General features: G+C 34.3%; 13 protein-coding genes. 7 read left to right on the forward strand and 6 right to left on the reverse strand.

The window, feature by feature from the left end; translation table 11 throughout:
* Window positions 1-71 precede the first annotated feature (71 nt).
* Window positions 72-9,002 (forward strand): C80 family cysteine peptidase, encoded by an 8,931-nt coding sequence (locus ACTH6U_RS02455; protein WP_441831509.1) that lies wholly within the window; start codon window positions 72-74, stop codon window positions 9,000-9,002.
* Between the two features lie 84 nt (window positions 9,003-9,086).
* On the opposite strand, the gene ACTH6U_RS02460 is transcribed toward ACTH6U_RS02455, so the two are convergent.
* Complete coding sequence (locus ACTH6U_RS02460) at window positions 9,087-10,244, reverse strand: iron-containing alcohol dehydrogenase (RefSeq protein ID WP_441831510.1); 1,158 nt, start codon at window positions 10,242-10,244, stop codon at window positions 9,087-9,089.
* A 326-nt stretch (window positions 10,245-10,570) separates the two neighbouring features.
* On the opposite strand from ACTH6U_RS02460, the gene ACTH6U_RS02465 reads away from it, so the two are divergent.
* The 3 genes from ACTH6U_RS02465 (at window position 10,571) to ACTH6U_RS02475 (ending at window position 13,584) form a co-directional block, all read left to right on the forward strand.
* Window positions 10,571-11,836: a M24 family metallopeptidase gene (locus ACTH6U_RS02465; RefSeq protein WP_441831511.1), complete on the forward strand. Its 1,266-nt coding sequence runs from the start codon at window positions 10,571-10,573 to the stop codon at window positions 11,834-11,836.
* 22 nt (window positions 11,837-11,858) lie between these two features.
* The gene (locus ACTH6U_RS02470; RefSeq protein WP_294103780.1) at window positions 11,859-12,521 is read left to right on the forward strand and encodes a CerR family C-terminal domain-containing protein; all 663 of its coding nucleotides are present in this window, start codon (window positions 11,859-11,861) and stop codon (window positions 12,519-12,521) included.
* Between the two features lie 178 nt (window positions 12,522-12,699).
* Entirely contained in the window at window positions 12,700-13,584 is an 885-nt protein-coding gene (locus ACTH6U_RS02475; RefSeq protein WP_441831512.1) for a 4Fe-4S binding protein, read from the forward strand.
* A gap of 60 nt (window positions 13,585-13,644) precedes the next feature.
* Here ACTH6U_RS02475 and ACTH6U_RS02480 read toward each other — a convergent pair whose 3' ends face one another.
* Together ACTH6U_RS02480 and ACTH6U_RS02485 are read right to left on the reverse strand one after the other, a co-directional pair.
* Window positions 13,645-14,538 carry an alpha/beta fold hydrolase gene (locus ACTH6U_RS02480; RefSeq protein WP_294103784.1) on the reverse strand — a complete coding sequence of 298 codons (894 nt, stop codon included), beginning with the start codon at window positions 14,536-14,538 and terminating at the stop codon, window positions 13,645-13,647.
* 251 nt (window positions 14,539-14,789) lie between these two features.
* Window positions 14,790-15,950: an MFS transporter gene (locus ACTH6U_RS02485; protein ID WP_441831513.1), complete on the reverse strand. Its 1,161-nt coding sequence runs from the start codon at window positions 15,948-15,950 to the stop codon at window positions 14,790-14,792.
* A 94-nt stretch (window positions 15,951-16,044) separates the two neighbouring features.
* Between ACTH6U_RS02485 and ACTH6U_RS02490 the strand changes: the two genes are divergently transcribed.
* A complete protein-coding gene (locus tag ACTH6U_RS02490) occupies window positions 16,045-16,968 on the forward strand; it encodes a LysR family transcriptional regulator (protein ID WP_336429145.1) in 924 nt (307 codons plus the stop codon).
* Between the two features lie 11 nt (window positions 16,969-16,979).
* Here the strand turns inward: ACTH6U_RS02490 and ACTH6U_RS02495 are convergent, their stop codons facing one another.
* The 3 genes from ACTH6U_RS02495 to ACTH6U_RS02505 all read right to left on the reverse strand — a co-directional run bounded on the left by ACTH6U_RS02495 (window position 16,980) and on the right by ACTH6U_RS02505 (window position 19,124).
* Window positions 16,980-17,609: a helix-turn-helix transcriptional regulator gene (locus ACTH6U_RS02495; RefSeq protein WP_294103791.1), complete on the reverse strand. Its 630-nt coding sequence runs from the start codon at window positions 17,607-17,609 to the stop codon at window positions 16,980-16,982.
* Between the two features lie 129 nt (window positions 17,610-17,738).
* Complete coding sequence (locus ACTH6U_RS02500; protein ID WP_441831514.1) at window positions 17,739-18,707, reverse strand: threo-3-hydroxy-L-aspartate ammonia-lyase; 969 nt, start codon at window positions 18,705-18,707, stop codon at window positions 17,739-17,741.
* Window positions 18,708-18,734: 27 nt separating this feature from the next.
* A complete protein-coding gene (locus ACTH6U_RS02505) occupies window positions 18,735-19,124 on the reverse strand; it encodes a RidA family protein (protein WP_294103795.1) in 390 nt (129 codons plus the stop codon).
* Window positions 19,125-19,520: 396 nt separating this feature from the next.
* Between ACTH6U_RS02505 and ACTH6U_RS02510 the strand changes: the two genes are divergently transcribed.
* The gene (locus ACTH6U_RS02510) at window positions 19,521-23,255 is read left to right on the forward strand and encodes a DUF4132 domain-containing protein (RefSeq protein ID WP_441831515.1); all 3,735 of its coding nucleotides are present in this window, start codon (window positions 19,521-19,523) and stop codon (window positions 23,253-23,255) included.
* Window positions 23,256-23,276: 21 nt separating this feature from the next.
* Window positions 23,277-24,386 carry an ATP-binding protein gene (locus ACTH6U_RS02515; protein ID WP_441831516.1) on the forward strand — a complete coding sequence of 370 codons (1,110 nt, stop codon included), beginning with the start codon at window positions 23,277-23,279 and terminating at the stop codon, window positions 24,384-24,386.
* Window positions 24,387-24,514: the final 128 nt, after the last annotated feature.

The raw sequence follows: 24,514 nt of genomic DNA on the forward strand, positions 1-24,514 counted from the left end.
TTTAAATAGTTATATGTTATTTTTATTCTAAATGTGAACCATTAGTTATTTAAAATAAAAAGGACTTTTATATGCATAAGGTGAATTTAAAACAAAGTAAAATTAATTTTCAACAGCGAGATATTATCACATATATTCAAAGAAATATGTTTAATAAAGAAATAAAAGAAATATTAGCTAAGGAAGGAGAAAGGAGAGGGATTTCAAATGAAGGTTATTGCTATGGTTTTGTTAAATCATTCCTTCGATATTCTGCCAGTGGTCAAGGGGGAGAATATTTAAATAAGCTAAATACATATATGGATATAATAAATTCTAAAAATAATTCTTCAAATAAAATGACTGAAATCGAGATAGATGCTCAAAAGTATCATGCGAGAAAATCGTTACATAAGTTGATAAAAAATATTGTAAGTGACCAGCAGAGTATTGATAAGTTAGTTAGTATATCTATATTTTATTCGGAAAACGAATATCCAAAAATAACACCCGGAGGAAAATTTAATGAATACATTATAGAAACAATTAATTATAATAAAAAAAATAGTGAATATAGGTTTGATCGTCTTTATGATGATATTAGCAAAAAGCAAATTGATTTAGTAGAGCGTTATTATAGTGCTCTCTTTGAGAGTAAGGATTTTTTTAATACGCCAGAAGGAAAAATGATAGAGTTAGAACCCCAATTCATTACATTAAAAGAATATTTTTCGGATAGGTTGCCAGCATTAAATTACCAATTTTCAGATGATGATGCTGCTATTTTTATAGAAGCTATAATGCTAAAAATAATGGATGATATATCATTGCGTGAAAATGATATGGATAAAAACCATGGTATTATTTACAATGAAGGCTATAGTTCAGATGTAAAGAATAAAAGCTATTCTATTTCACTAGAAAAATTCATGTCCGAAATGAAACTATCAAAAAAAAATAAAAAAACTGTTTTTTATCAATTTAATAGTGAAGCTCATGCGATGGCTATCACAGTAAAATACGAGCCAGTATCGAATAGTTGGGTATATTCATTTTTTGATCCAAATACTGGACTGATGAAATTTCATGATCAAGATGATTTTTTCAATTATCTCAAAGAAAAGGTTAAAACTAACAGTAAAAACTATGAATTTTCTGTTTTAGATAATGGTGACTATGAAGTTAACATAACAGAATTTACAATTGATAAAAATGCTGTAAAGGGTGGTTATTTAACTGATTCATCTACGGAAGATATAGCAAGAACTAAAAATAGATTACTAAGTGAAAGAGCGGTATCCATTTTTTTGGATGTAAATAAAAAATATAAGCTCAGTTATGAAAGCTATGATCCTCAAAATCAGATAATGAGTTTAAAGTTGAATTTTGATGGTAAATTTATAAAGATACACACAAATTGTATTGATGGGGCTGACCTTTATGTGAAATTAAAAAATAATCTTTCATTGCTAAGTAAATTAGAAAATGACATTTTTATAAGTGAAGATAACTACCAATTATTTAATATAGATAATAATGTCGATCTAAGTAAACTTTCTACTGAAACTCGAATAATAGATAAATTATTAGGCAAGCCATTTGATAGGCTAGATGTTGGTTTTAATGATGTCTACCAGAGTTATATTAAAGAGCCACACCCCAAACCTGCAGTTGGGGAGCAAACACCTTTAACGAATTATATTGATAACTGGACAAATCCTTTTGATTCACAAAAAGAATTAAGTGCATTCCCAAAAGAGAATACTAAACTGGTTAATGCCTCAGAATTTGATCATAATGTTGTTATTCAAATTGGCTATGATGATACTATTGGTAGAACAACCGCTAATGCAATGTCGAAACACCCAAATAAAACTACAGTTATACAATTTGATGTTGCAAGCCAACAATGGAAAGTTTTACAGGGTGACTTGGATGCTAAAATATCAGGGAAAATTCGTTGGATTGTAACGGGTCATGGTCAGTATACATATACACAGAAAGAAACTTTGTATGAAGGTAGTACCTCAAAACAATTCTCTGAAGGAATGATTTATTTAAAAAATAGTGTATTAACACAATATCAACCAGATAAAGTCGTATTAATTGGTTGTAATTTAGCACGTGGGGGCGTTAATCAAAATTTCGCATTAAAAACGAGTATTGAATTATCGAAAAATGATTTTAACGTGCCTTTAGTTGCCTATAACCGATTAGTTGGAAATACCATTTCTGGAAAAAAAGTTTTCTGGCCTATTGGACGAGAGGGACATTATTTAGAAACGAAAGACCATCGCCTACTTTTTGTTGTTGATAAATTAACTCAACAAGTATTCATTAATGATAAACCTGCTGTTGTCTATTTTATTGAACAATTACACAAAGGAGAATTATTTCTTTGGCAGTTACTGAATGAAAGTGAGTCTGATTTCATGCAGATCTTCAAAAATCCAAACAATAATAAAATAGATATTGAATTAATAAGGAAAGTTGCATTTAATCATGATGCTTATAAGTTATTTATTGATGAAGTTAAATTTAGCGATAAACTAGGTGATGGCACTTTTTACCAACGCTTTACAAAAATCTTAGATAGTTATGATATAAAAGAAGCTCCATTATGGTTAATGGTTGATAGCTCAAAAATTGAGAATAAAGTAGCTCATAGTAGCATTGACAGTGATATTGATAGCGATAATCTCATGGTAATTATCCGGTCTGGTTATGGCGATTTTGGTAAGTTACAAGCAGAGAAGTTAGCATCAACTAACCCAAATAACACACTAATTATTCAATTAAATCCTAATTCTCAAAGAATGATGGTAGAGTATGGAGATGTAGAAAAGCTATCTAAATATTCTAATCAAAACTGGGTTTTAATTGATAATATTACTGAGGACTTGAATTTTAAACAAAACTTAGCAAGTGGGCTAATAAAATTAAAACAACGCTATAAACTTAATGATCCAGGAAAAATTGAATTACATTTAACAGATAAAAAAGAAAAACTAACATTACTAATGAAAACCGAATTTCATTCTGAGTTGTCTAGATTTTTAAAATTAAATGGTTTAGATTCAGATGTTAGATTAAATAAAGGTATAGGTAATGAAGTAATAGTGAGTGATAAACCATTATTACCACCTAAAAGAATAAGGCTTGATGTTACATCAATTGAATCTAGGGAGACAATAGAAACCAAAAATAATATTAGCGTTTTTCTAGAGGAAGTAGCAATAGGGAAATTAGTGCTTTCAGATTTAACTCTATCTGAGCATCCTTATTTAACTCAATATTTTTGTAAGGAAAATGGTGAGTTAGATATTAATAAAATAAACATTGCAGTTTATGACCCTATTGTAAATAGAAAGGTACAAGATTTTCTTAATATGGCAAGTCCATCTAATTCTTTTGATAAGTGGAATGATTTATTTCTTGATAATCAAGATATCACATTAAAACAACAGGCAATAGAAACTAAATATGTTTTGGATTTTTTAAGCTTACAACCTGAGAAAATAATACATTTAAGCCAGATTTCAGAAAAGCGATTGTATTCATTATTTCCTGCTGAGTATGGTTTTCATCGAGGAGATGTCCTCTCTCTAGTTAACGATCCACAAAGTCTAAATTTATATAATGAGCAAATTGATCGCTTTTTGGTGAGTTATAATGAAAGTAAAGTTATATTTAAAGGGCATTCACTAAAGCAAGCGTTACAGAAAATTGCCGATATCAGTAATAACCAACAGAACAATTTAATTCAATTATCAAGAGTTACCGAAAATATCGTATCGCACACAGATATAAGTGCGACCACTATTTTTTCAGTTGATCATAAATCAATTCATCACATTTATAGTCTACTTCATCAATCAGATAATCTCGATGGTAATGAACTGAGTTTTCAACAATTTATAATGACAATAAATGATTTAAAAAATAAGTATGTATATAATCGATTATCACCTGAAGAGCATGCGTTATTAGTAAGTTATAATGATTTTTATCAGCGAAAACTATCTGTCCTAGATACAATGGGAATAACTTATAAAGATCAATCTATAGCTAATGTTTTACAAAATTTACAGAATAATCAAATTACGTATTTAAAGAATGAATCAGCTATTTATACCATAACAAGCTATTCGAGTGATGGGAAATATTACTTAAGTTTACTCGATAGTACAGGAATGGAATTTAAAGTTTCGAGTCATCACTTTAATGATGTACGATCACAGTTTTCGTCTATTTTTCAAAAGCATATAATGCAGACGATTAAACAACCAGATGGTTCTAAAATTTCAATTGCTCAAAAAGTGGGTTTTCAGCATGATAGTGTAAGCGATTGTAGGGCGACCGTTCAACAAATAGATACTGATAGTCCTATTTATCGTGAATTTAAACAAATAAGACAAAATGAATTACAGCATATTAATCATATAAATGAACGATTATTACTGTCTTCAAGTATGAAGATTAGCTTTAGAAATACAATAATTACGGTTGAGCAATTAAATAAATTAGGAGCAACCATCGATGGGGTACCATTAAATGGTGAACATATAAAGCAAGTTGACTGGAAAAATAACATTCAGTTCGACGCAAACCAATTAGCTAGTAGACTTACTATTTTGGGAGGCAATCAAGAGGATATTAATCTTATTTTAGTGCTGAAAAATATTATTTCAGATAATGAAATTCAAACTTTAATTGCCAAAGGAGCAACATTTCAAGAACGTGCTGTATTGAAGAAGCAACTCAAATTAATTCAACATAGTAATATTATTAAAGATAATGCAGTGCCAGAGATAGTTAAATCGTTAAATAAAGCCGGGACTAAATTACCGGTTTATTCTCGTATCGCTAATCGTTTTGGACAAGGAATGGGGGCTGCTGGTATATTAATGACGATAAATAGTATTTATCAATTAATAGATATGCTCCATGACCCTAATTTAAGTGAATATGAGCGGTTAGAGGCTCAAAAAAATCTATATATGGCATGTTCTAATGCTTTCTTTAATTACGGTGATATGGTTTTACAACCAATCTTACTTAAAATAGCCTATGGTAAAGCTGGTTCTTTTCATGCGGCAAATCAATTAGCTGCCCGATTAACTATTATTTTTAACCTTATTGGGATGGGGTTAGATGTTTATCAAGCTTATGAAACTTTTAAACAGTTAGATAAAATAACTGATCCTAAAATACGGCAAGATTTAATTGTGGCAGGCTCATTATCAATTGCAAATATCGTAGTTGCTGGATTGACAATAGTTGGAATTATTCTTAGTTCATCTGTTATTCCTGTTATAGGCTTAGTCATTGGTGCAACATTACTAGTTGGTGGGTTAATCTACAATGGTGTGCGAAATGTTGAAAGAATTGAAGAAGAGTTGGGTGAGGAATTAGTTTTGTATGATAGGTTAGAGGAAGGTCTAAGAGGTGCCTTCGGAATATCTCCATCTAATAATATTTTAAATCGTTTTAGTTATAAACAGCATATTACTTACTTTAAAAACAGAAATTGGCAACAAGACTTAGATGCATTTAAAGCATCTCAATTATTTTCTGGTTTTCAAGAACATTTACAGTTTGTTGAAAATCCAATTCTAGAGGTTGAGCATAAATATTATATTTATTCAAAGGATAGTGGGCGGATTATTACTGATACCAAATTTACCAAAAAAATAAAATCAAATATTTTTTCTCATATTGATATGGATGATAAAGGCCCAGTTTATACTCAAAAACAAATTGATTTTATTAGCACAAACTTAAATTATGATGAAAAAGCAAATCGATGGCGTACAGTTACAGGAAATTATGATTTTTTATTTCATTTTCATTTTAAGCTTAAATTTAAGTTAATTAAAAAAGTCGCACCTCTATCTTTTAAACAAGTTGGAAGTGAGAGTATGAATGAAGTTTTAATTTTAAATCCTAGTTATGAGAACCAAACACTCTCTGTTTTTTCTCGAGAGTTCTTACTTGATGATATGTATCGTTCACAAAAAAATAAAAATTTAGTTTCACAACTTACTGACTTACCAACAAGTGAAGTACGTTTTTTTAGACTAAGAAATAGTCATTCAAATATATATCACCCTGACATTACTGGGGAAGTTGATATCAATGATATGGGCGACGAATACATAAATGAAAGTGAAGAAATTAGTAAGAGAATATTAAGTGAAAAGCCAGAAATTATTTATGAAGGTATGATAAATATTGGCTATAAGTATGAGGAAAAACCGAGGTCTAAAGATATAAGTTTTAACGCTGGTGGCGGCAATGACATCATCATAGGAAAGAATAATTCGAGCAACCATTTTAGCTACGTTTCTGGTAATAAGTTTTTTGTAGGTGGCGCTAAAAATGATATTTTCAATATTTCATTAATCGATAATCAATCAAAATTCGGAGTAGCGAAGTTATATTTTGATGGTAATGGTGGAAACGATACCCTAAATATAACAAATATCCCAATAAACAGTCTTATAGAGATTGATTTAAATAAAGAAAAATCAAAGTTAGTATTGAACTATGGTGCTTCTAAAGAGCTCTATTTAAGTGATATTCATAATGTCATGCTAAGTAACTCGCGCTCAACTAAATTTTTTATTACAGGAAATAATTCAGATAATGTGATTGATGCCGGTTCGAGTAACGCCTTTATCAATGGTGGGCGAGGTAATGACCAGTTGATATTTGAGTCTGGTATTATTAATGGTGGTGATGGAAATGACAATTACTACATGCGCCGATTTGATTGGAGTACTTATCTTAATGAGACTAAAGGTCCAACAGATTTTATTTATTTAACTGCGAATATTTCAGAAAATGATATCGGTTTTAGTGAGGTTAATTTAGGCTATTCTCTTGACGAAATTAAAGATATTCAATTTTCTGGCAATAACTTAGTTGTCACTATTTATTCTCAATATACTGCGAAAAATAGCGAAGTTGTAAAGTATAATTTACAAGCTAATTTAACATTGGGAAATGTTTATCGTGAGGCGAATGGAACATTAAAAGTTAATCATCAATATAGACTACGTACACTAGATGGGTTTATCTTAAATAGCCAATTAAAAGATATAGAAAAAGGTAAGTTTATAGATAACAAACAAATTTATGAAGTCACATATCACCAAGACAGTGATTCCTTACATAAGAAGACAGGTAAATCGACACGAATTAATATGCCTGAAAATATAATCGCTATTGGGGATGAGCGATTATACAGTGCTCCCCATTGGGGGAAATTCAACTTTATTGGTTTGATCAATAAGTTAGATTATGAAGGCAGTAACACGAATGACCAATTATTAATGGTAGACAGAAATAGTCAAATCATGGTGAGTAAAGGCAGTGATCTTTATCAAATTAGCCCCGAGCAGTTTGTGCAAGGAAATCTTACATTCGACTTTTCTAATGTACAGGGTAATTATACCGAAAATGATCGTGTTATTATTGCATTACCCTTTGAGAATGGCTATGAACTGCAATCTGACCGGCAATCTTTATATCTAAAGAACCGTTTCGGTGATAAAAAGTTGACGCTTAATTTTATTAATTATGATGAATCAATGTCAAAAAGTGTTGTTATTCAAGATAGTAACAGTAATCTATTTCAACTAGAACTAAATAAAGGTGGTCACAGCATTGTATCTGTATTAAATGTTTCTTCAGCTACTGATAATGACGACTACCTTCGTATTCCTACTGGCTTTAAAATACCAAATTCTATTATTGCTGGGCTTAATGGCCATGATGTTATTGAAGTAAATAATAGTGATGGCGTTATTGTCGATGGTGGTGAAGGGAATGATATTATTAAGGTAACTCAAGGTTACAATGTACTTTATGGTGGTGGAGGTAATAATTTCGTTTATGGTGGGATTCAAAGTGATCTCATGTTATCAGATATTGGTAATGATGTATTGGTAGGTGGGGAAGGTGATGACAATTACCTTATCGATGGTAGCCGTGGTGATGGGATGACGACAATTGTCGATGAAATCGGCAATAATCATGTACATTTATGTCATTTTTCAACTCAATATCAAGAAATTATTGAGGATGGGGTAAGTTTCCGTGTATATAGTGCGATATCATCACCGCGTAAAGTTAGAATAAAGTATTCTAAACAAACTGATAGCATTCAAATGAGTATTAATCACTATCAATCATTACCTAGCCATATTCCCATCTCAGCGCAGTCTAATATGGATAAGTTAGTAAAACATTTAAGTATACAAAAACAGAAAATAGAACAATTAGATCCATTGATTATTTGGCGGCCAATGGATGAATTTAAAAATACGCTTGTTGGTAGTGATTTTACACCTATAGATCAAAGCTCGGAAAAAGTTTATGTTAATGAGCATTCACCGTTCAGACAATTAGTATTAAAAAATACAGGGAAAACCCAAAGGTTGTGGGATAAAAGTGGTCATGGGCGTGTATTGATGGCACAAGCTCAAGAAGGAAGTGTTTCAGTAAAAGATGGCAATAATGTTCTTTACAGTGACCGGGGGGAAAACAATCTATACGGCGGGAAAGGGAACGACATATTGATTTCCAATGGCACTGATGGAATGCTAAATGATGAGGGAGGGAAAAATATTTTTATTATTAATGGTGATAAAAAAGGTGGTGCATATATTAGTAATTTTGGTGGGCAAAATACGATTCACCTTATTAATTTTAAACCATCCTGTTATCGAGAGGCTCCTAATAATATCGAAAATAGTACGACGTATACCTATGAGTCAGAAAATGGCAATAGAGTGAAAATTTATCAATATCCAAACATGCAAGCGCCGACAGTCGTTCACCATAAAATATTAACTGATATCAATGACAATTCTGTAGAACAACAATTAGATTATTTAGTTAATTCTTTAGCATCAATACGTATGCAGGATGAATATAGTAGCGTTGAGGTGGGGGAAACGAAAATATCTTGGGACCCTATAAATTATGTTGAAAATTTTATGCAAAAAGTCAGTTAGTGTTAGGTGGGGATAGTTAAATTTTAATTTAAAATAAAGGGCCAAATTAATTACAGTCTGATATTGGCCCTTATTTACGTTTAACTATAATGCAGCCATATAAACTCGGCGGCTAACTTCTGGTGTAATATCCTGATGTTCACCTAAGGTGACCATGTTGTGTATTTCTAAGCTTTTTACCAATGGTTCAATAACATCTTGCGTTAAATTATAGTCAATAAAGCGGGTTCCAACCTGCATTTTTTCGAAGAACTCACGCGTTAACTCAATAGCTTTGAGAGCTTTTTCTTTTTCAGTGCCTTGTGATATTCCCCAAACTTGTTCAGCATATTGAGCAAGTTTAGCTTGTTTTTGTGGCAATTTTTCAATCAACATCGAAGGCAATACAATCGCTAATGTTTGAGCATGGTCTAAACCATAAAGTACGGTAATTTCATGGCCTAGCATATGTGTTGACCAATCTTGAGGTACACCAGCACCAATTAAACCATTGAGCGCTAATGTTGCTGTCCACATCAAATTTGCTCGAATATCATAATCTTTTGGCGTTTCTAATGCTTTGGGACCAATTTCAATTAATGTCTTGAGTAAGCCTTCAGCAAAAACATCTTGCACATTAGCATTTACTGGATAGGTTAAATACTGTTCTACGATGTGAACAAAAGCATCGACTACACCATTGCTTATTTGGCTTGGTGGTAATGTATAAGTTTTGACTGGGTCTAAAATTGAAAATTGAGGGAAAACTTTATCACTCATAAATGCTAATTTTGACTGTAATTCTGTACGAGTGATCACTGAACCTTTATTCATTTCAGAACCGGTAGCGGGTAGAGTTAATACCGTACCAAAAGGAAGTGCTGTTTTAATTGTTGTGCCGCCACTGGTAACAACTTCCCATTTATCACCTGGGTAATTAACTGCTGCCGCAACAAATTTAGTGCCATCAATAACCGAACCTCCACCTACAGCCAGTAAAAAATCAAATCCTTCCTGTTCTATTTTATCGACAGCCTTTATCAGGGTTTCATAGCGGGGGTTAGCTTCAATACCGCCAAATAGCCCAAATTCTCTATCACCAAGGGCATGCTCAACCTCATCTAATGTACCTGTTTTTCTTGCACTTTCACCACCAAATAAAATAAGAACTTTGGCATTTTTAGGCACCAATCGATTCAATTCTGCGACTTTACCTTCACCAAAAACGATACGTGTTGGGTTGTAAAACTCAAAATTATTCATATACAGACCTTCGTTTAATGTGGAAATTGAAGAATTCAGTTACACCGTTTAATAACAGGCATTGAAGTGATAATAGATTATTGAATAATTATAAGGGAAATAATTGATTCTATATACTATAGAGTTTTATATTGAATTTTTTGAGGGATTAAAAGCAAAGTATCTTACTGATTAATATAAATTACTTCTTGATTTTTGTTATTTTAAAAAATAATCGGGGCAAATTTATGAAGTAAAATTCTATGAATATATTTGACATTCTTTTTTTTGTGCCTATATTTAATTCATTCGAATGAATTAAATTAAATAAACACGTAGAGGTAACCATGAAAAATATATCGATTCCTGCGGCATTTACATTAAGTGAACGTGATAGACGATGGGCGTTAGCAAGGCAAATCATGCGAGAAAATAATCTCGAAACTTTGATGATTTATGGAGATAGAGAATCAGCAGCACCTGCTCCATTTTGTATTGACCACTATTTTACTAACGACAGATTAGGTTCTGTCGTGTTATTTCATCAAGAAAAGGACCCCATTGTTGTTACATTTGCGCCTATGATGGTCGCTGATCATATGCAAGCTTCAATAAGAGGGGATATGCAGTGGATATCTCCAGAGCAAATAATGGTTGGTAAAACAGGGCGAAATATTGGTCAAATTCTAATTGATTTAGGTGTATCTGCTCATGCAAATATTGGTGTTATTGGGTTAGAGCCTTACCCACCATTTTATTTCGATGGAGCTATGCCGTTCAATACACTTTCAGGCATTAAAGAAAAACTCCCTAATGTAAATTTCATTCCAGTTTATAAATCTTTTTTCCAACTCGCATCGATTAAAAGTGAAGAAGAAATCTTACATATTAAGCATGCCGCTATGATTGGTGAAGCAATGAGCGAGGCCATGAGGATCACTGCAATACCTGGAAATACAGAAGCTGATATAGCAGCAGCAGTGACCGCAACGTGCCTGTCAATGGGGGGATTTACTGCTGAAATATTAATGGGGTCAGGACCTGAATATATTGGTTGGGGGCAGCCCGCTTGGCAATATCGATCACAAAAACCTCGTGAAATACAATTGGGCGATATTGTTCTGACTGAAATATTTGCATTGTATGGCATGTATGAGACACAGCATCAAGCCGCAGTTGCTGTAGGGAAAATACATCCAGAAATTGAGCGAGCAGCAAAAGTATCGAGGGAGTGCTATGAAATTGGCGTGGAAAATTTAAAAGAAGGGATCACATTCGGCGAATTGGTTGATAAAATGGAGAAACCGCTTTTACAGGCAAAAGGGTGGCATGTACATCCACTTATCCATAGTATTAATCCATATGGTCCTATTGGTTTTGGGACAGCTCCCGGAATTGAAGTGCTGCCATTAGCACAAAAATATGGTCATGTGAGTCGTCTTCCTAATCCTGGGCGCGAATTAGTATTAAAAGCTGGGATGACATTTGCATTTGAACCTAATTGTGCTTTTGATTACCATTTGTGTAATCTAGGCGGTACTGTGATAGTCGGAAAAGACAAAGGTATTGAACTTAATAATAATTCAACTCATCTAATGCGTGCAGATGTGTAATTAAATAGGATAACGGCTGTATATGACTGAAATAAATAAAAATATACTTTCATCTGAGTTGACTAAAGAAAAACTGATAAATGAAGGGATCAAATTATTTGCTCTTCATGGTATTAATGGCGTAAGAACACGCCAACTTGCTGAAAATGCGGGTGTAAACCAATCGGCAATTCCTTATCATATGGGTGGAAAATTGGGCGTCTATACAGCTGTTATCCGTAAAATTGCGACTGAACTGGCTAGGGAGAGTAACGTTGAAATTTTTGATTCACAATTTACACAGATACGTACACAATCACAATGTGACGCTCAAAAGGCAGAAATGTTAATTAAGTTATTAATGAATGGGCTAAGCCGTGCATTACTTGCACCTGAGCGTGAATATTACTCAGTATTGATTCTTAGAGAGCAACTTGAGCCTACTGAAAATGCAGAAATTATTTTTAATGAATTTATTGCCCCGTTCCATGTAAGATTGTCAGATCTTGTTCAGTTTATTACTCATCACGATAAACAAACTGCAATTATTATTGCTCATGCCTTGATAGGACAGATATTAGGTTTTGTCATTGCTCGAAAATCTGTACTAAAAAGATTAGAAAAAAGAGAATTAGACCCTTCGTTGATTGAACAAATTTCGGAACAAATAAATATACTCGCGTGTAGAGCCATCATAACTCAATAGAAAATATTATTTTTTTTGTATCATGTGGTGATTAATCGCATTGTTTTTAGCTTAAATCATCTTTGTTATAGGCTTTTTACGTTAATATATTTAGGTAACTTGTATAGGTTTTCGATAAAGATTCTAACTATACGACTTATGGCAAATATATTTTTATTAAAAATGGAGCGGAAGAATTATGCAGCGTTTTATGAATCTAGATCTTCCCCCCGAACCTGTTATTAATAGTAACTGTGTTAGAAAGCGCTTAAAAAATAGTGTTTGTGATAATTGTGCATCCAGTTGCCCAGTTGGGGCAATTTCATTTACACAGATGAATGCCAAAATTGATAATGAGCTGTGTTTTCAATGTGGTAACTGTTTATTTTCTTGTCCAGTTGATGCGATTGAAAACATTACTCCTCACGAGCGCACATATCAAAATAATTATCTAATGATTAATCACGATGAACCATTAGCAACAACGGAAGAATTAATTGTTTGGCATCGTCAGTATCAAATTCGTGGTATACAAATTTCCTCGCCATTGGTTGATAAGTGGCTTCCAACCCTTGCAGCTTTGAATATTAAATTAAAAACCTTACAAGAACCTATTTGGCAATTAATAATTGTTCAACCGCCAGAAGTTGACAGTGGGCGTCGTATGATGCTATTTCGTCAAAAGTTAGATCAAAAACCTTTAGATAAAGGTGTAGTTAAAACAGGATTAAATGCAAGAAAACAATTTTATCCAGAAGATAGTTGGTTTCATATTGAATTAGATGTAGCAAGTTGTATTTTATGTGGTGCATGTGCCAAAGTTTGTGATGAAAATGCGATTGAGATTGGCGATAACCAATTTTATTTGGATGATAAACGTTGTACAGGTTGTATGAGCTGTCAAGTTGTCTGTTTTCCAAAATCAATTCATGTACATGAACATGTCGCTAAAAATAGTGAACCCCTGATTTTTCAATACTATGACGCTAAATGTCATACTTGTCAGTTGCCATTCTTTTCATGGACAGCTGATAATAAAACTTGCCCAATTTGTACTCAACATAAGAAACAAGGTTGGCTATAGAGTGAGTAATTTAGCTTTTCTATATTGATTTTAAAGGCCCTGAATGGGCCTTTTTAATATTTATGAATGTGACGCATTTTGTAGATGAGTAATAATTAAATTAGCAATATTAGAATTTAAAGCAGGCGGGGTTTCATGTCCCATTCCATCAATAATTTCTAGTGTTGCATTCGCAATATTATGTGCAATATCTTGACCCGCAGCTAAAGGAAATAGCGGATCAATAGAACCATGAATCACTAATGTAGGTGCCGTAATATTCACTAAATATGGGCGAATATCACCAGTGACTATGACTGCAACTATTTGGCGTGTAGTTCCTTGTGGCGAGTAATTTCGAGCCAATGCTTGTAAAATATAATCACGATAATATTCTTCATCAAATGGACAACTTGATGAACTAATTCGGCGATAAAATACTAATTGGCCATTTAAATAGCCATCAATGTCTTCTTTTGGATTAATACTTGGCCTGATTAGCATATCCAGAACATCTGGTTCACTTTGCGGTAAGCTTGGATTGCCCGTTGAGGACATAATTGGACATAAACTAATAATACGCTCTGGCGCTTTTGCAGCGACTAATTGCGCGATTATTCCTCCCATTGAGCGACCAATTACATGGGCTTTGTTAATTGATAAAGAGTTTAAAAGGTGAATAACATCATCAGCCATATCAAATAGAGTATACGGAACCTCAACTTTTTCCCCATTTTGTAATTTTTGTACCAATTCGTTTAAATCAATAGGAGGGGAATCGTTGAAATGTGGCGATAACCCTGCATCACGGTTATCAATGCGAATAATATAAAACCCAGCCTTGGCTATTTGTTGGCAAAAATCTTCGGTCCAGCTAATGTTATGCCCACCTAAACCTGGGATCAAAACAACAGCAGGGTTTGTCTCGATACCAAAGGCATCATAGAAAAGCGAGATTTGTTGGTTAGTAGTCATTTTTCATCCATGTTCTAAACAGTTATGTTATTTATCCAATAAGTTAGCCTAAAAGTTAATCATAATAAACAAGAATAGTGACTATTTTTTAGTATAAGTTTGAGCTATTTTAATTATTATAACAAATAACATTATATTAAGTTAAATAATGAAATATTATTATCAATAAAAGAGCATGAATATCATAATGGATTGATAGATTACCTATAATTAATATTTTTAAACCCCTGCTGTTAGTTCTCATATAGATGTTATTTTGTACATAAGAATGCGATAGAAAGTAATACTATAGCAATGATTAATACTGTATTTATTCCAGAAAGTGCAATTAGTAAGCTTCCTAATACTGAGCCAGCAGCAATTCCAATATTGAAAATGGAGATATAAAGAGAACTCGTAATTTCAATGTTTTTTGAACTGTTAGCGATCATCCAAGTCATTAATGCTACAGAAACACCTCCATATGAAATACCCCACAAGATCATATTAATGCTAGTATTAATAATATTTAGGGGGGCTATAATAAATATTATTAGTGCTAAAATAATACCTGTAATAATTAGTCTTATAGATAAGTGCAACCGTGAGTTTGAACTAATTCCAAAAATAAAGTTACCCAATATACCTGAAACTCCATACAGTAATAAAATAATACCGAGTTTTTCGCCAGAGATATCACTGCTTAATAGTAAAGGTCTAATATAAGTAAATACTAAAAAATGACCAGAAACTAATAAGAAAGTTATTAATAATGCGATATAAATAATTGGTCTCTTAATTTGATATATAAAAGCCTTTATTGTAGGTATTGATTGCACAGGAAGAGGGGGCAAATAATACATTAATAATAATGTCAAAGTAAAAGATAAGCTACCCATTAAGAGGAATGCTTTACGCCAACCTAACCATTCGCCAATGAAAACGCTTAGAGGAACACCAATAACAGATGCGGCTGCGACACCGCCAAATATCAATGAGGTTGCAAGACTTACTTTTTTTGGCGGAACAAGGCGTGGCGCTATTCCACCCGCAATTGACCAAATAATTCCAATACATATACCTACAAAGGCTCGGCTAATAAGCAATAGACTAAAATGAGGTGTAAATGCAGCAATTAAATTGCATGCCATTAGCAAAAATGCGCCAAATACTAAGATTATCTTTCTGTCTAAAGTTCGAGTAAATAAGATAATAATTGGAGCACTGATTGCTGCAATTATTGCGGGTAGTGTCATTAATAGGCCAGCAGTGCTGGTTGATACTAAATATTGTGCTGCAATTGGATTTAATAAACCAATTGGGAGCATTTCTGTGGTCACGACTGTAAAGGTGGCAAGTGTAGCAGCAAGTACTGCTTTCCAAGAATGTTGATAATTATTTGATGAAGACCCTATGGATGAATTTAAAGACATCTTGATTCCAAATGTAATTTGACTTGTCAGCTGATCATATATGGGAGAGTATTGTTTATAAATATGCTATTCATTGCTTCATTGGGGACAAATCGTGTCAAATAAATCATCATTAATTATGGATAATCTATTCGATTTAAAAGTATTTGTAGATGTGGTTGAAACCAGTAGTTTTACAAAGTCATCTGAAAAGTTAGAAATCTCTCGTTCCGCAGTGGGAAAATGTATTGCACGATTAGAAACACGGTTACAAGTACGTTTATTAAATCGTACAACCCGGAGTATAAGTCTAAGTGATGAAGGGCATACAGTTTATGAGTCTGCATTAAAAATATTATATGAGGTTGAAAATGTTGAAAATATATTAAGCCAAGGTCAGTTGGAGCCTAGAGGGCTATTACGTATAACGGCACCTATTGTTTTGGGGCGACAATACATATTGCCTTTAATACAAATTTACCTTCAACGTTGGCCTGAAGTTCAAATTGACATGGATCTTTCTGACAATTATTGCGATCTTATTGGCGAAGGTTTTGATATTGCGATCCGAATTGGTGGTAATGATGATAATAGGTTAGTCCGAAAAATATTGGCACCTCATCGTTTTATTACCTGTGCATCCCCTGAATATATAAAAAATTACGGAATTCCAACGAATATTAATGAGTTGAAAAACCATAAAACTCTTTCATTTCGTCATCGGGGTAACTCAGTACCTTGGCAATTCAATACAGAACAAGGCTACCAACGTTACTTAACAAAAGGGCGATTATTGCTTAATGACACTGAAGCTATACTGGATGTCGCTTTAAAAGGGCATGGAATATGCCAGCTAGGTGCATTTTTAGTGGGTAAATATATTTCTAGAGGTGATCTCATACCTGTGTTAAGCGAGTATTCCAAGCCAGAATATCCTATTTGTGCACTTTATCCTACGAAGCGTTATTTACCCCCTAAAGTTCGTCAATTTTTGAATTTGTTTGACGAATATTGGGGAGGTAAGGCAATTTGGGACTGATAGTTTTATTCTTAACTTTCTTTTTTTGCATACAAATAAACAGATGCACGAGAAACCCCTAAATGTTGGGCGACCGTTTCCATTGATTTTTTAACATCTAGTAAACCTTCATTACGCAGTACTTCTATCAATACTTTTCTATCTTCGGCTTTCAAGGTTCTAGGCGTTGCCGCTAAAGCGGCAGCAAATTGGTCAATGCGTAATCGAATAGCTTCGGTTCCATTAGGTTCAATATGCTCTTTGATAGGGCTTGTGCCGACTTGAGTAAATTGAGACAACATACTTTGCATTCCTCTAAATAACGTCATATCTAAATTTAAGCAAAGTGCTGCGATGTAATCGCCATTATCATCTTTTATCCCAATAGATGTACTTTTAACGGGACGTCCATCAGAAAATTGATTGGTATAATTAGCGATGATGTTAGGAAAATCAGAAGACTGAATTCTAGCTAATCCAAGCTCGGTGGTAGGTTCACCTACAAGTCGACCAGATAAATTGTTATGAATAGATAAAATTGAGTGCTCAGGATTTTTTAAATCATGAACAACAACTTCACAAAACGGGGCTAATGTCTCACTGAGTCCTTTAGCAATGGTATCTATTTGTGCAAGTAACGTATTTTCTTTATCATTTGGCATTAATAACCCCTTCATCTAACAGTCTTTGTTTAATTTTAACCTATTTTTATATTTGCTAATAGATGAAGGAGAAACCGTTCGTTATTAACGACTATTATTTGCATATTATAAGCCAGCAATAATTCGCTGCTATTGTGAGATTAGTTGTGCAAAATGTTTGATGTCAACATTACCACCGCTAACAATAATACCCACACGCTTACCCTGCAATTGTTCCTTTTGGGCGATCGCCGCAGCAAAAGAAAGGCAGCCGGTTGGCTCTACTACCATTTTCATACGTTCTGCATAAAATTTCATACATTCAATTAATTGCCCATCTGTTGCGGTTAAAATGTCATCCACATTTTTTTGAATAAGGGCAAATGTATATTGGCCGATATGTTGTGTTTGCGCACCATCTGCAATGGTATTGGGTGTATTGATATGAATGATTTTTCCTGCGCGGAAGGATTGCTGAGCATCATTCCCAGCTTCCGGTTCTACGCCATAAATTTTGCAGTTAGGAGAGAGTTTCTTCGCAGCTAATGCACAACCCGATAATAATCCACCGCCACCTAAACAAACAAATAATGCATCCAACTCACCGACTTCCTCAATTAACTCTTTTGCTGCGGTTCCTTGTCCTGCAATAATATGAGGGTGATCAAATGGTGGAATCAGGGTATAGCCGTGTTTTTTAGCTAAGGTTTGGCATAATTGTTCCCTATCTTCTGTATAACGATCAAATCGAATGACTGTCGCACCATACCCCTCAGTTGCTGCAACTTTAACGTCAGGTGCATCAATTGGCATTAATATAGTGGCAGGAATATTAAGAAGTTGCGCTGCAAGTGCAACGCCTTGTGCATGATTGCCAGAAGAGAATGCGATAACGCCCGCTTTTTTTTGTTCTGGGGTAAATTGTGATAACGCATTAAATGCACCGCGAAATTTAAATGCACCCATACGCTGAAAATTTTCACATTTGAAAAATAATTCAGCCCCAAATTGTTGGTTAGCCGTTCTTGATGTCATGACGGGTGTTTTAGTTGCATATGGTTTAATGCGTTGTGCAGCGGCTTCTACATCTTGATAAGTTGGTAAAATTAAGTCTGTCATGTTTATACCTCATAAAGTATTGAATATCTAAGCTATTATTGCAGTTGCCTCTATCTCAATAGCAGATCCAAAATGTAATTCTGAAACACCTGCGACGGCCCGCGCTGGTCGGAAATTACCAATCCACTGCGCATAAATTTCATTGAATACAGGCCAATTATTCATGTCCGCAATATAAACACGGACTTGTACTAAGTGCTGTGTTGTTATTTCAGCGGCAGTTAGACAAGCCGTTAAATTTGATAATACGAGCTTTGCCTGTTCTGCAAATGAACAGTGAGCTTTTACTACACCTAGTGAGTCGACAGGTAATTGCCCAGAAATAAAAACAAAACCATTTGCGCTAACACAATGAGAATAATGGCCTCGTGGTGAAATAAGGTCAGGAGCATTCGTATATAAAATAGATTGACTCACAGATTACCTCGTCTTATTAAGTTGATTAGATTTATAGTCTATTATTAGACTATGTGTTTAGTCAAGTGTCTTTCTGTCATAAATTAAACAGTAGAAAAATAGTGCTTTGAGCAGAAATATTCTATTTTAGGTATATCAATTATCACTAAAAGCAGTGCAAATTGTGATATTAACTCTTTGAACATAAATGTTATTTTACGTGTTAGCTTGAAGTTAATAATCGATATCAGCTGATTTTTAGGATTAAATTAAAATTAATTTCAAAATTGTTAGAATAAAAAGCCACGAGTTATGGTATGGAAACTTCTGATTAAAAAACGATTAAGAATAATCAAATTGTGACGATAAATAATAAATGGTAAGAAGTTGTTATATAAATACTTTCAGGGATCTAACGTGGCTAAAATTACCTTTAACTTATTGTCTATTTTTGGCAAAAAAGAGTCTAAAATCGCCGAGCAGGCTATACAAGAAACACTTTTACCTTTTTGTGTATTTGATGAAAAGTTACCTAAGGAAATATTGGAATATATTATTGAAGGCAAATCGCCTGAAATACTGGTTAAATTAAGCCAATTAGATAATGAAAAAGCAATTCAATTGCTGGATAAGCCAGGGACAGTTGATTGGTGGTGGGGAAGTAATAACTTTGATACTAATCCGTATTCAAAGGTCATACGTCAAGGAATGAATGCTCGTCACAAAATGTATGCAAAAGTTGGTGCTGAAATAACAGCATCTCAGGTTGCTAGATTTGCCAAAGTACTCGCCGCTGCCTGCCAAGACTTGAATATTAAGTTATTTACTCAAGAGCTTCCATCATGGGTTATCTATCTTTTAGGTGATGCTTTTGCGAAAACATTTGATAATTCACGAGAGAGTAAATTAGAACATCGCAAATACTGGAGTTTTAATTTATTGGCAGAAATTATTGAAAAAGAAACGGATAAGCCCGCGAATAATATTCTATATGCCATTTTTGATAGACAGAACCTATCTGATTATCATTATGATAACCTTAATCGTTTATTTGTTATTCCAGGATTTAAAGAATATCTTTTAGCTGAGCAAGATTTTATCAAGCAAACGTTAATTAAAAATTTATCCGCAGCAGGACAAATTCAACTTATTAATACGTTAAAAAAGGATAAAGACCTTTATTCCGCCTTTGCGGATATATTAGTTATTTTTGCTACGAGTGCATTAAAAACAGTGCGTTCGGCCGCTGAACCTATTATGGCTATCTTACCTGAAAATTCAGTTAAAATTCATTTAACTCATGTCTTACTAGAGGGAACGCCAAAGCAGCGAACTCAGGCAGCGGATCTATTTGCGCGTATTGGTAAGTACAGAGAAACACTGGAACAGTCGCTTAAGGTCGAAACAAATAAAACGGTTATTAAAAGCATTGAAAGTGCCATTTCTCGCTTTGATGTGATGGATACTGCGAGTGAAGTTAACGAAATTGAATTACCGCCAATTATTGAATTGGCAGATACGCCACTTCCCGAAAGCGCTAGAGAATTATTAGTTAATAATTTCAATGAGATGTTATTAAAAGCAAAAGAAAATGCTGAGCGTGAGATTGAAGAGAATAAAAACCAAAAACATAATTATAATTGGTCTCAAAAACATTACAAAGAATTCCAAAAAAATAGCATAAAAGAAGTCAGTAAAATTCTTGATAAGCTAAATTTAGGTAAAGAGCCTATAACGAATGATGAACACAATATCGTTAAATATAAAGAGCGCATTACCAATCTTCCAGAATTTACGTTGTTTCATGCATTACGTCTGATTAATAATAATCGTTCTCAAGTTGAGTTTTTATCTCAATATCAAGTGAGCCAAGGGATACCTCCACGTATTATTGGCCAATTGGAACTACGCCAATTTGAATTAGTGCTCGAATGTTGTCGTTTTAAAGATGCAAAACGTTTGATTGCAGATTTATGTTTACGTTCTTATGCAGATGGTTTATCACTATTTTCTCGTTCAGAGCAAGTTTGGCCATTCTTTACCCAATACTCTGATTTTTTAGCGGAAGCATTAGGTTTAATTCCTCAGCAACAGGTTCAGCGTTCATATCAAGAATATGATGCAACTAATGCGATTAAAGTTTTAGCTATGTTACCTAAAATTTCTGCGCGATTTATACCTCGAATCATGGAGCTTGCTCTTGGTGAAAATAAAACGCATCGCTTAAATGCGCAAACTTTACTTGAAACTTTACCTAATATTCATCTCAATGCAGCTGAAGGATTAGATTCAGGTAAACAAGAAATTCGTGTCACTGCTATTGAGTGGCTAGCGCGTCTGAAACACCCTGATTCTTTAAAGCCACTGTATGATTTATTGAAAAAAGAGAAAAGGGAAGTTGTTCGTGCGGCACTGTTAACCGCGTTAGAACAATTTGATGAAGATATTTCAAGTTATTTGTCGCCAAAAGTCCTATTAGCTGAAGCGCAAAAAGGATTAAAGGCCAAGGCGCCAGCTAGCATGGCATGGTTTAATTTAGACAGTATTCCTACGCTGACATGGCAAAATAATAAGCCCGTGGATGGTGATATTATTCGGTGGTGGATCATTCTAGCGGTGAAATTAAAAATGCCTGCTGGGAATGGATTATTACAACGTTATATCAGTTTATTATCAGTCGAAAGCCAACGTCATTTAGGTAACTTTATTTTAAATAGTTTTATCTACCAGGATACGGCAGGTCCATCATTGGAAGAGGCAATGGCGGAAGCTGAACAAAATGCACCACAAAGACTAGCTAATTACCAAAGTAGCCTTAAACGCTGGCCTGAATATTATGCTAAATATGAAAATTTCACGCTTGAACAAACCATTAATGAAATTAAAGGTGAAGTGCTGCGCCGGTATTTAGGTTCAGCTATCAGCGATAAAGGAATGTTGGCATTAATTTGTGGTATTGAAGGACATATTGCTGTTACCGCATTGCGTAATTATATGCGAGATCATTATCAACGACGCGCACAAATTGAAGCAATGATTGATGCTATTGCAACGAGCAATGATCCACTGATTATTCAATTATTACTGTCATTATCTCGCCGTTATCGTACGGCTTCAGTTCAAGAAAAAGCGCGAGGTTTGGTCACTCAAATTGCACAGCGTAATGGTTGGAGTGCAGATGAGCTAGCCGACCGTACTATTCCAACCGCAGGAATGGATGAAACGGGTACGCTGCTTCTTGAGTATGGCGACCGCAACTTTACGGCAAAACTTGATGCTCAGCAAAAATTGGTGCTCTTCAACCCAGAAGGGAAAGAAATTAAAGCATTGCCGGCAGCACGTAAAACTGATGATGAAGATAAAATAAAAGAATCCAAAAAACTGCTGACCTCAAGTAAAAAAGAATTAAAACAAGTCATTGAACTACAAACTGCGCGCCTTTATGAAGCAATGTGTGCGGAGCGTCTTTGGACAACATCAGACTGGCAGGAATATATTCAAACTCACCCAATAATGCGTGGTCTGATTGAAAAACTCGTTTGGATGGAAGTAAATGATGACAAAGTTATCAATGTATTTCGTCCTTCAGACGATGGTTGCTTGCTTAATATTGATGATGATGAAGTGACATTAAGTGCGAATTCTTTTATTAAATTAGCGCATGCGGCGTTAATTTCTGAAGAAGAAAGCAACGGATGGATAGCCCATTTTAAAGATTACAAAGTGAAATTTTTATTTTCACAAATGGTACATAGAATTCCTGATTTAGACCTAACGCTTAATGAAATCGAAGATCGAAAAGGCTGGATAACAGATACGTTCACCCTACGTGGTGTACTCACGAAAATGGGTTATCAACGTGGTCAAGCCGAGGATGGCGGTAGTTTTTGTCATTATTATAAGCATTTCCCAAGCTTAGATTTTTACGTCTATATTGAATTTAGTGGCAGCTATGTACCGGAAGAAAATATTCCCGCTGTTTTGTATTCATTAAGTTTTGAACAGTCTCCGCAGAGCTCTTGGAATAGACGTTATATTGAATTAAAAGATATTCCATCGATTTTATTAGCGGAAAGTTATGCAGATTATTTAAAAGTTGCTGAAGCTTGCGCCGGCTTTGACCCAGAATGGGAAAAGAAAACACCTTGGTAAGGGTTAATTTAGGGTATGGAAATGACGAATAAAAAGACAATGAGTGCGAATGTACTACGTGAAAGTGCAGAAGTCCGCTTTGCTGATGAGTTAGAGCGACTGACTCAAGCGGATACACTCAACCCAAAACCTCAAGGTTGGTTACGTTCACCTCGTGCTGTTAGGCAATTTATTTTGGGTGATGATGCTCTACAAATTACGCCGAAATTCTTTGGTGACGACGCCCTTGTTGATAGGGCGATAGTGACATTACTGGGTAAACAAGGACTGATGTTAGTCGGTGAACCAGGTACAGCAAAATCGATGTTATCGGAATTATTGGCAGCAGCAATTAGTGGTGATTCGGGTTTGACGATCCAAGGAACTGCTGGCACCACTGAAGATCATATTAAATATTCATGGAATTATGCGTTATTACTGGCGGAAGGTCCGACAGAAAAAGCATTAGTTAGCTCCGCGTTATATCAGGGAATGCTTGAGGGTAAAATTGTTCGGTTTGAAGAAATTACCCGTTGTCCACCTGAAATTCAGGATGTATTGGTCAGTTTAATGTCAGAAAAACAGATGATGATCCCTGAAATGAAAGATAACGCTCGCATTAGTGCAAGGCAGGGATTTAACCTAATTGGTACGGCAAACTTACGTGACCGTGGTGTTCATGAAATGTCATCGGCTCTTAAGCGTCGATTTAATTTTGAGACAGTTAAACCGATTCAAGACCCCGCTTTTGAAATAGAGTTGATTAATAAGCAGCTTAATGCCGAATTAGGTGAGTTAAATACGCAAGTGACTATACCGGCCAATGTGATCGAATTACTTGTCACGACGTTTCAAGAGCTTCGTTCTGGTAATACTAAAGATGGCGGTAATATCAAGACGCCTGATGCGGTGATGTCGACTGCCGAAGCGGTAAATATTGCTTATGCCTGTGCATTAGAAGCACATTACCTAGGCGATGGCACGCTAAGTGCAGGTGCAGTTGCTCGTCAACTGATTGGTGTGGTATTGAAAGATAATGCTGATGATATTAAACGAATGCGTTATTACATTGATAATGTTGCAAGAGAAAGAGCGAAACAAAGTAAAGAATGGAAAGCTTTTTTTGAAGCCTCTCGTGAATTTTGGCGATAATTATTGCAATAAAAAAGTCTTAAAAAATGACCTTAAATAGGGAATAACCTAAATAAGTATTCGTTTTTGAATCACGCCATCATGAGCAGGAAATATTTCTTGCTCATTTTTTATATTAGGGAATATTA

Source organism: Providencia sp. (assembly GCF_052096715.1).
GTDB lineage: Bacteria > Pseudomonadota > Gammaproteobacteria > Enterobacterales > Enterobacteriaceae > Providencia.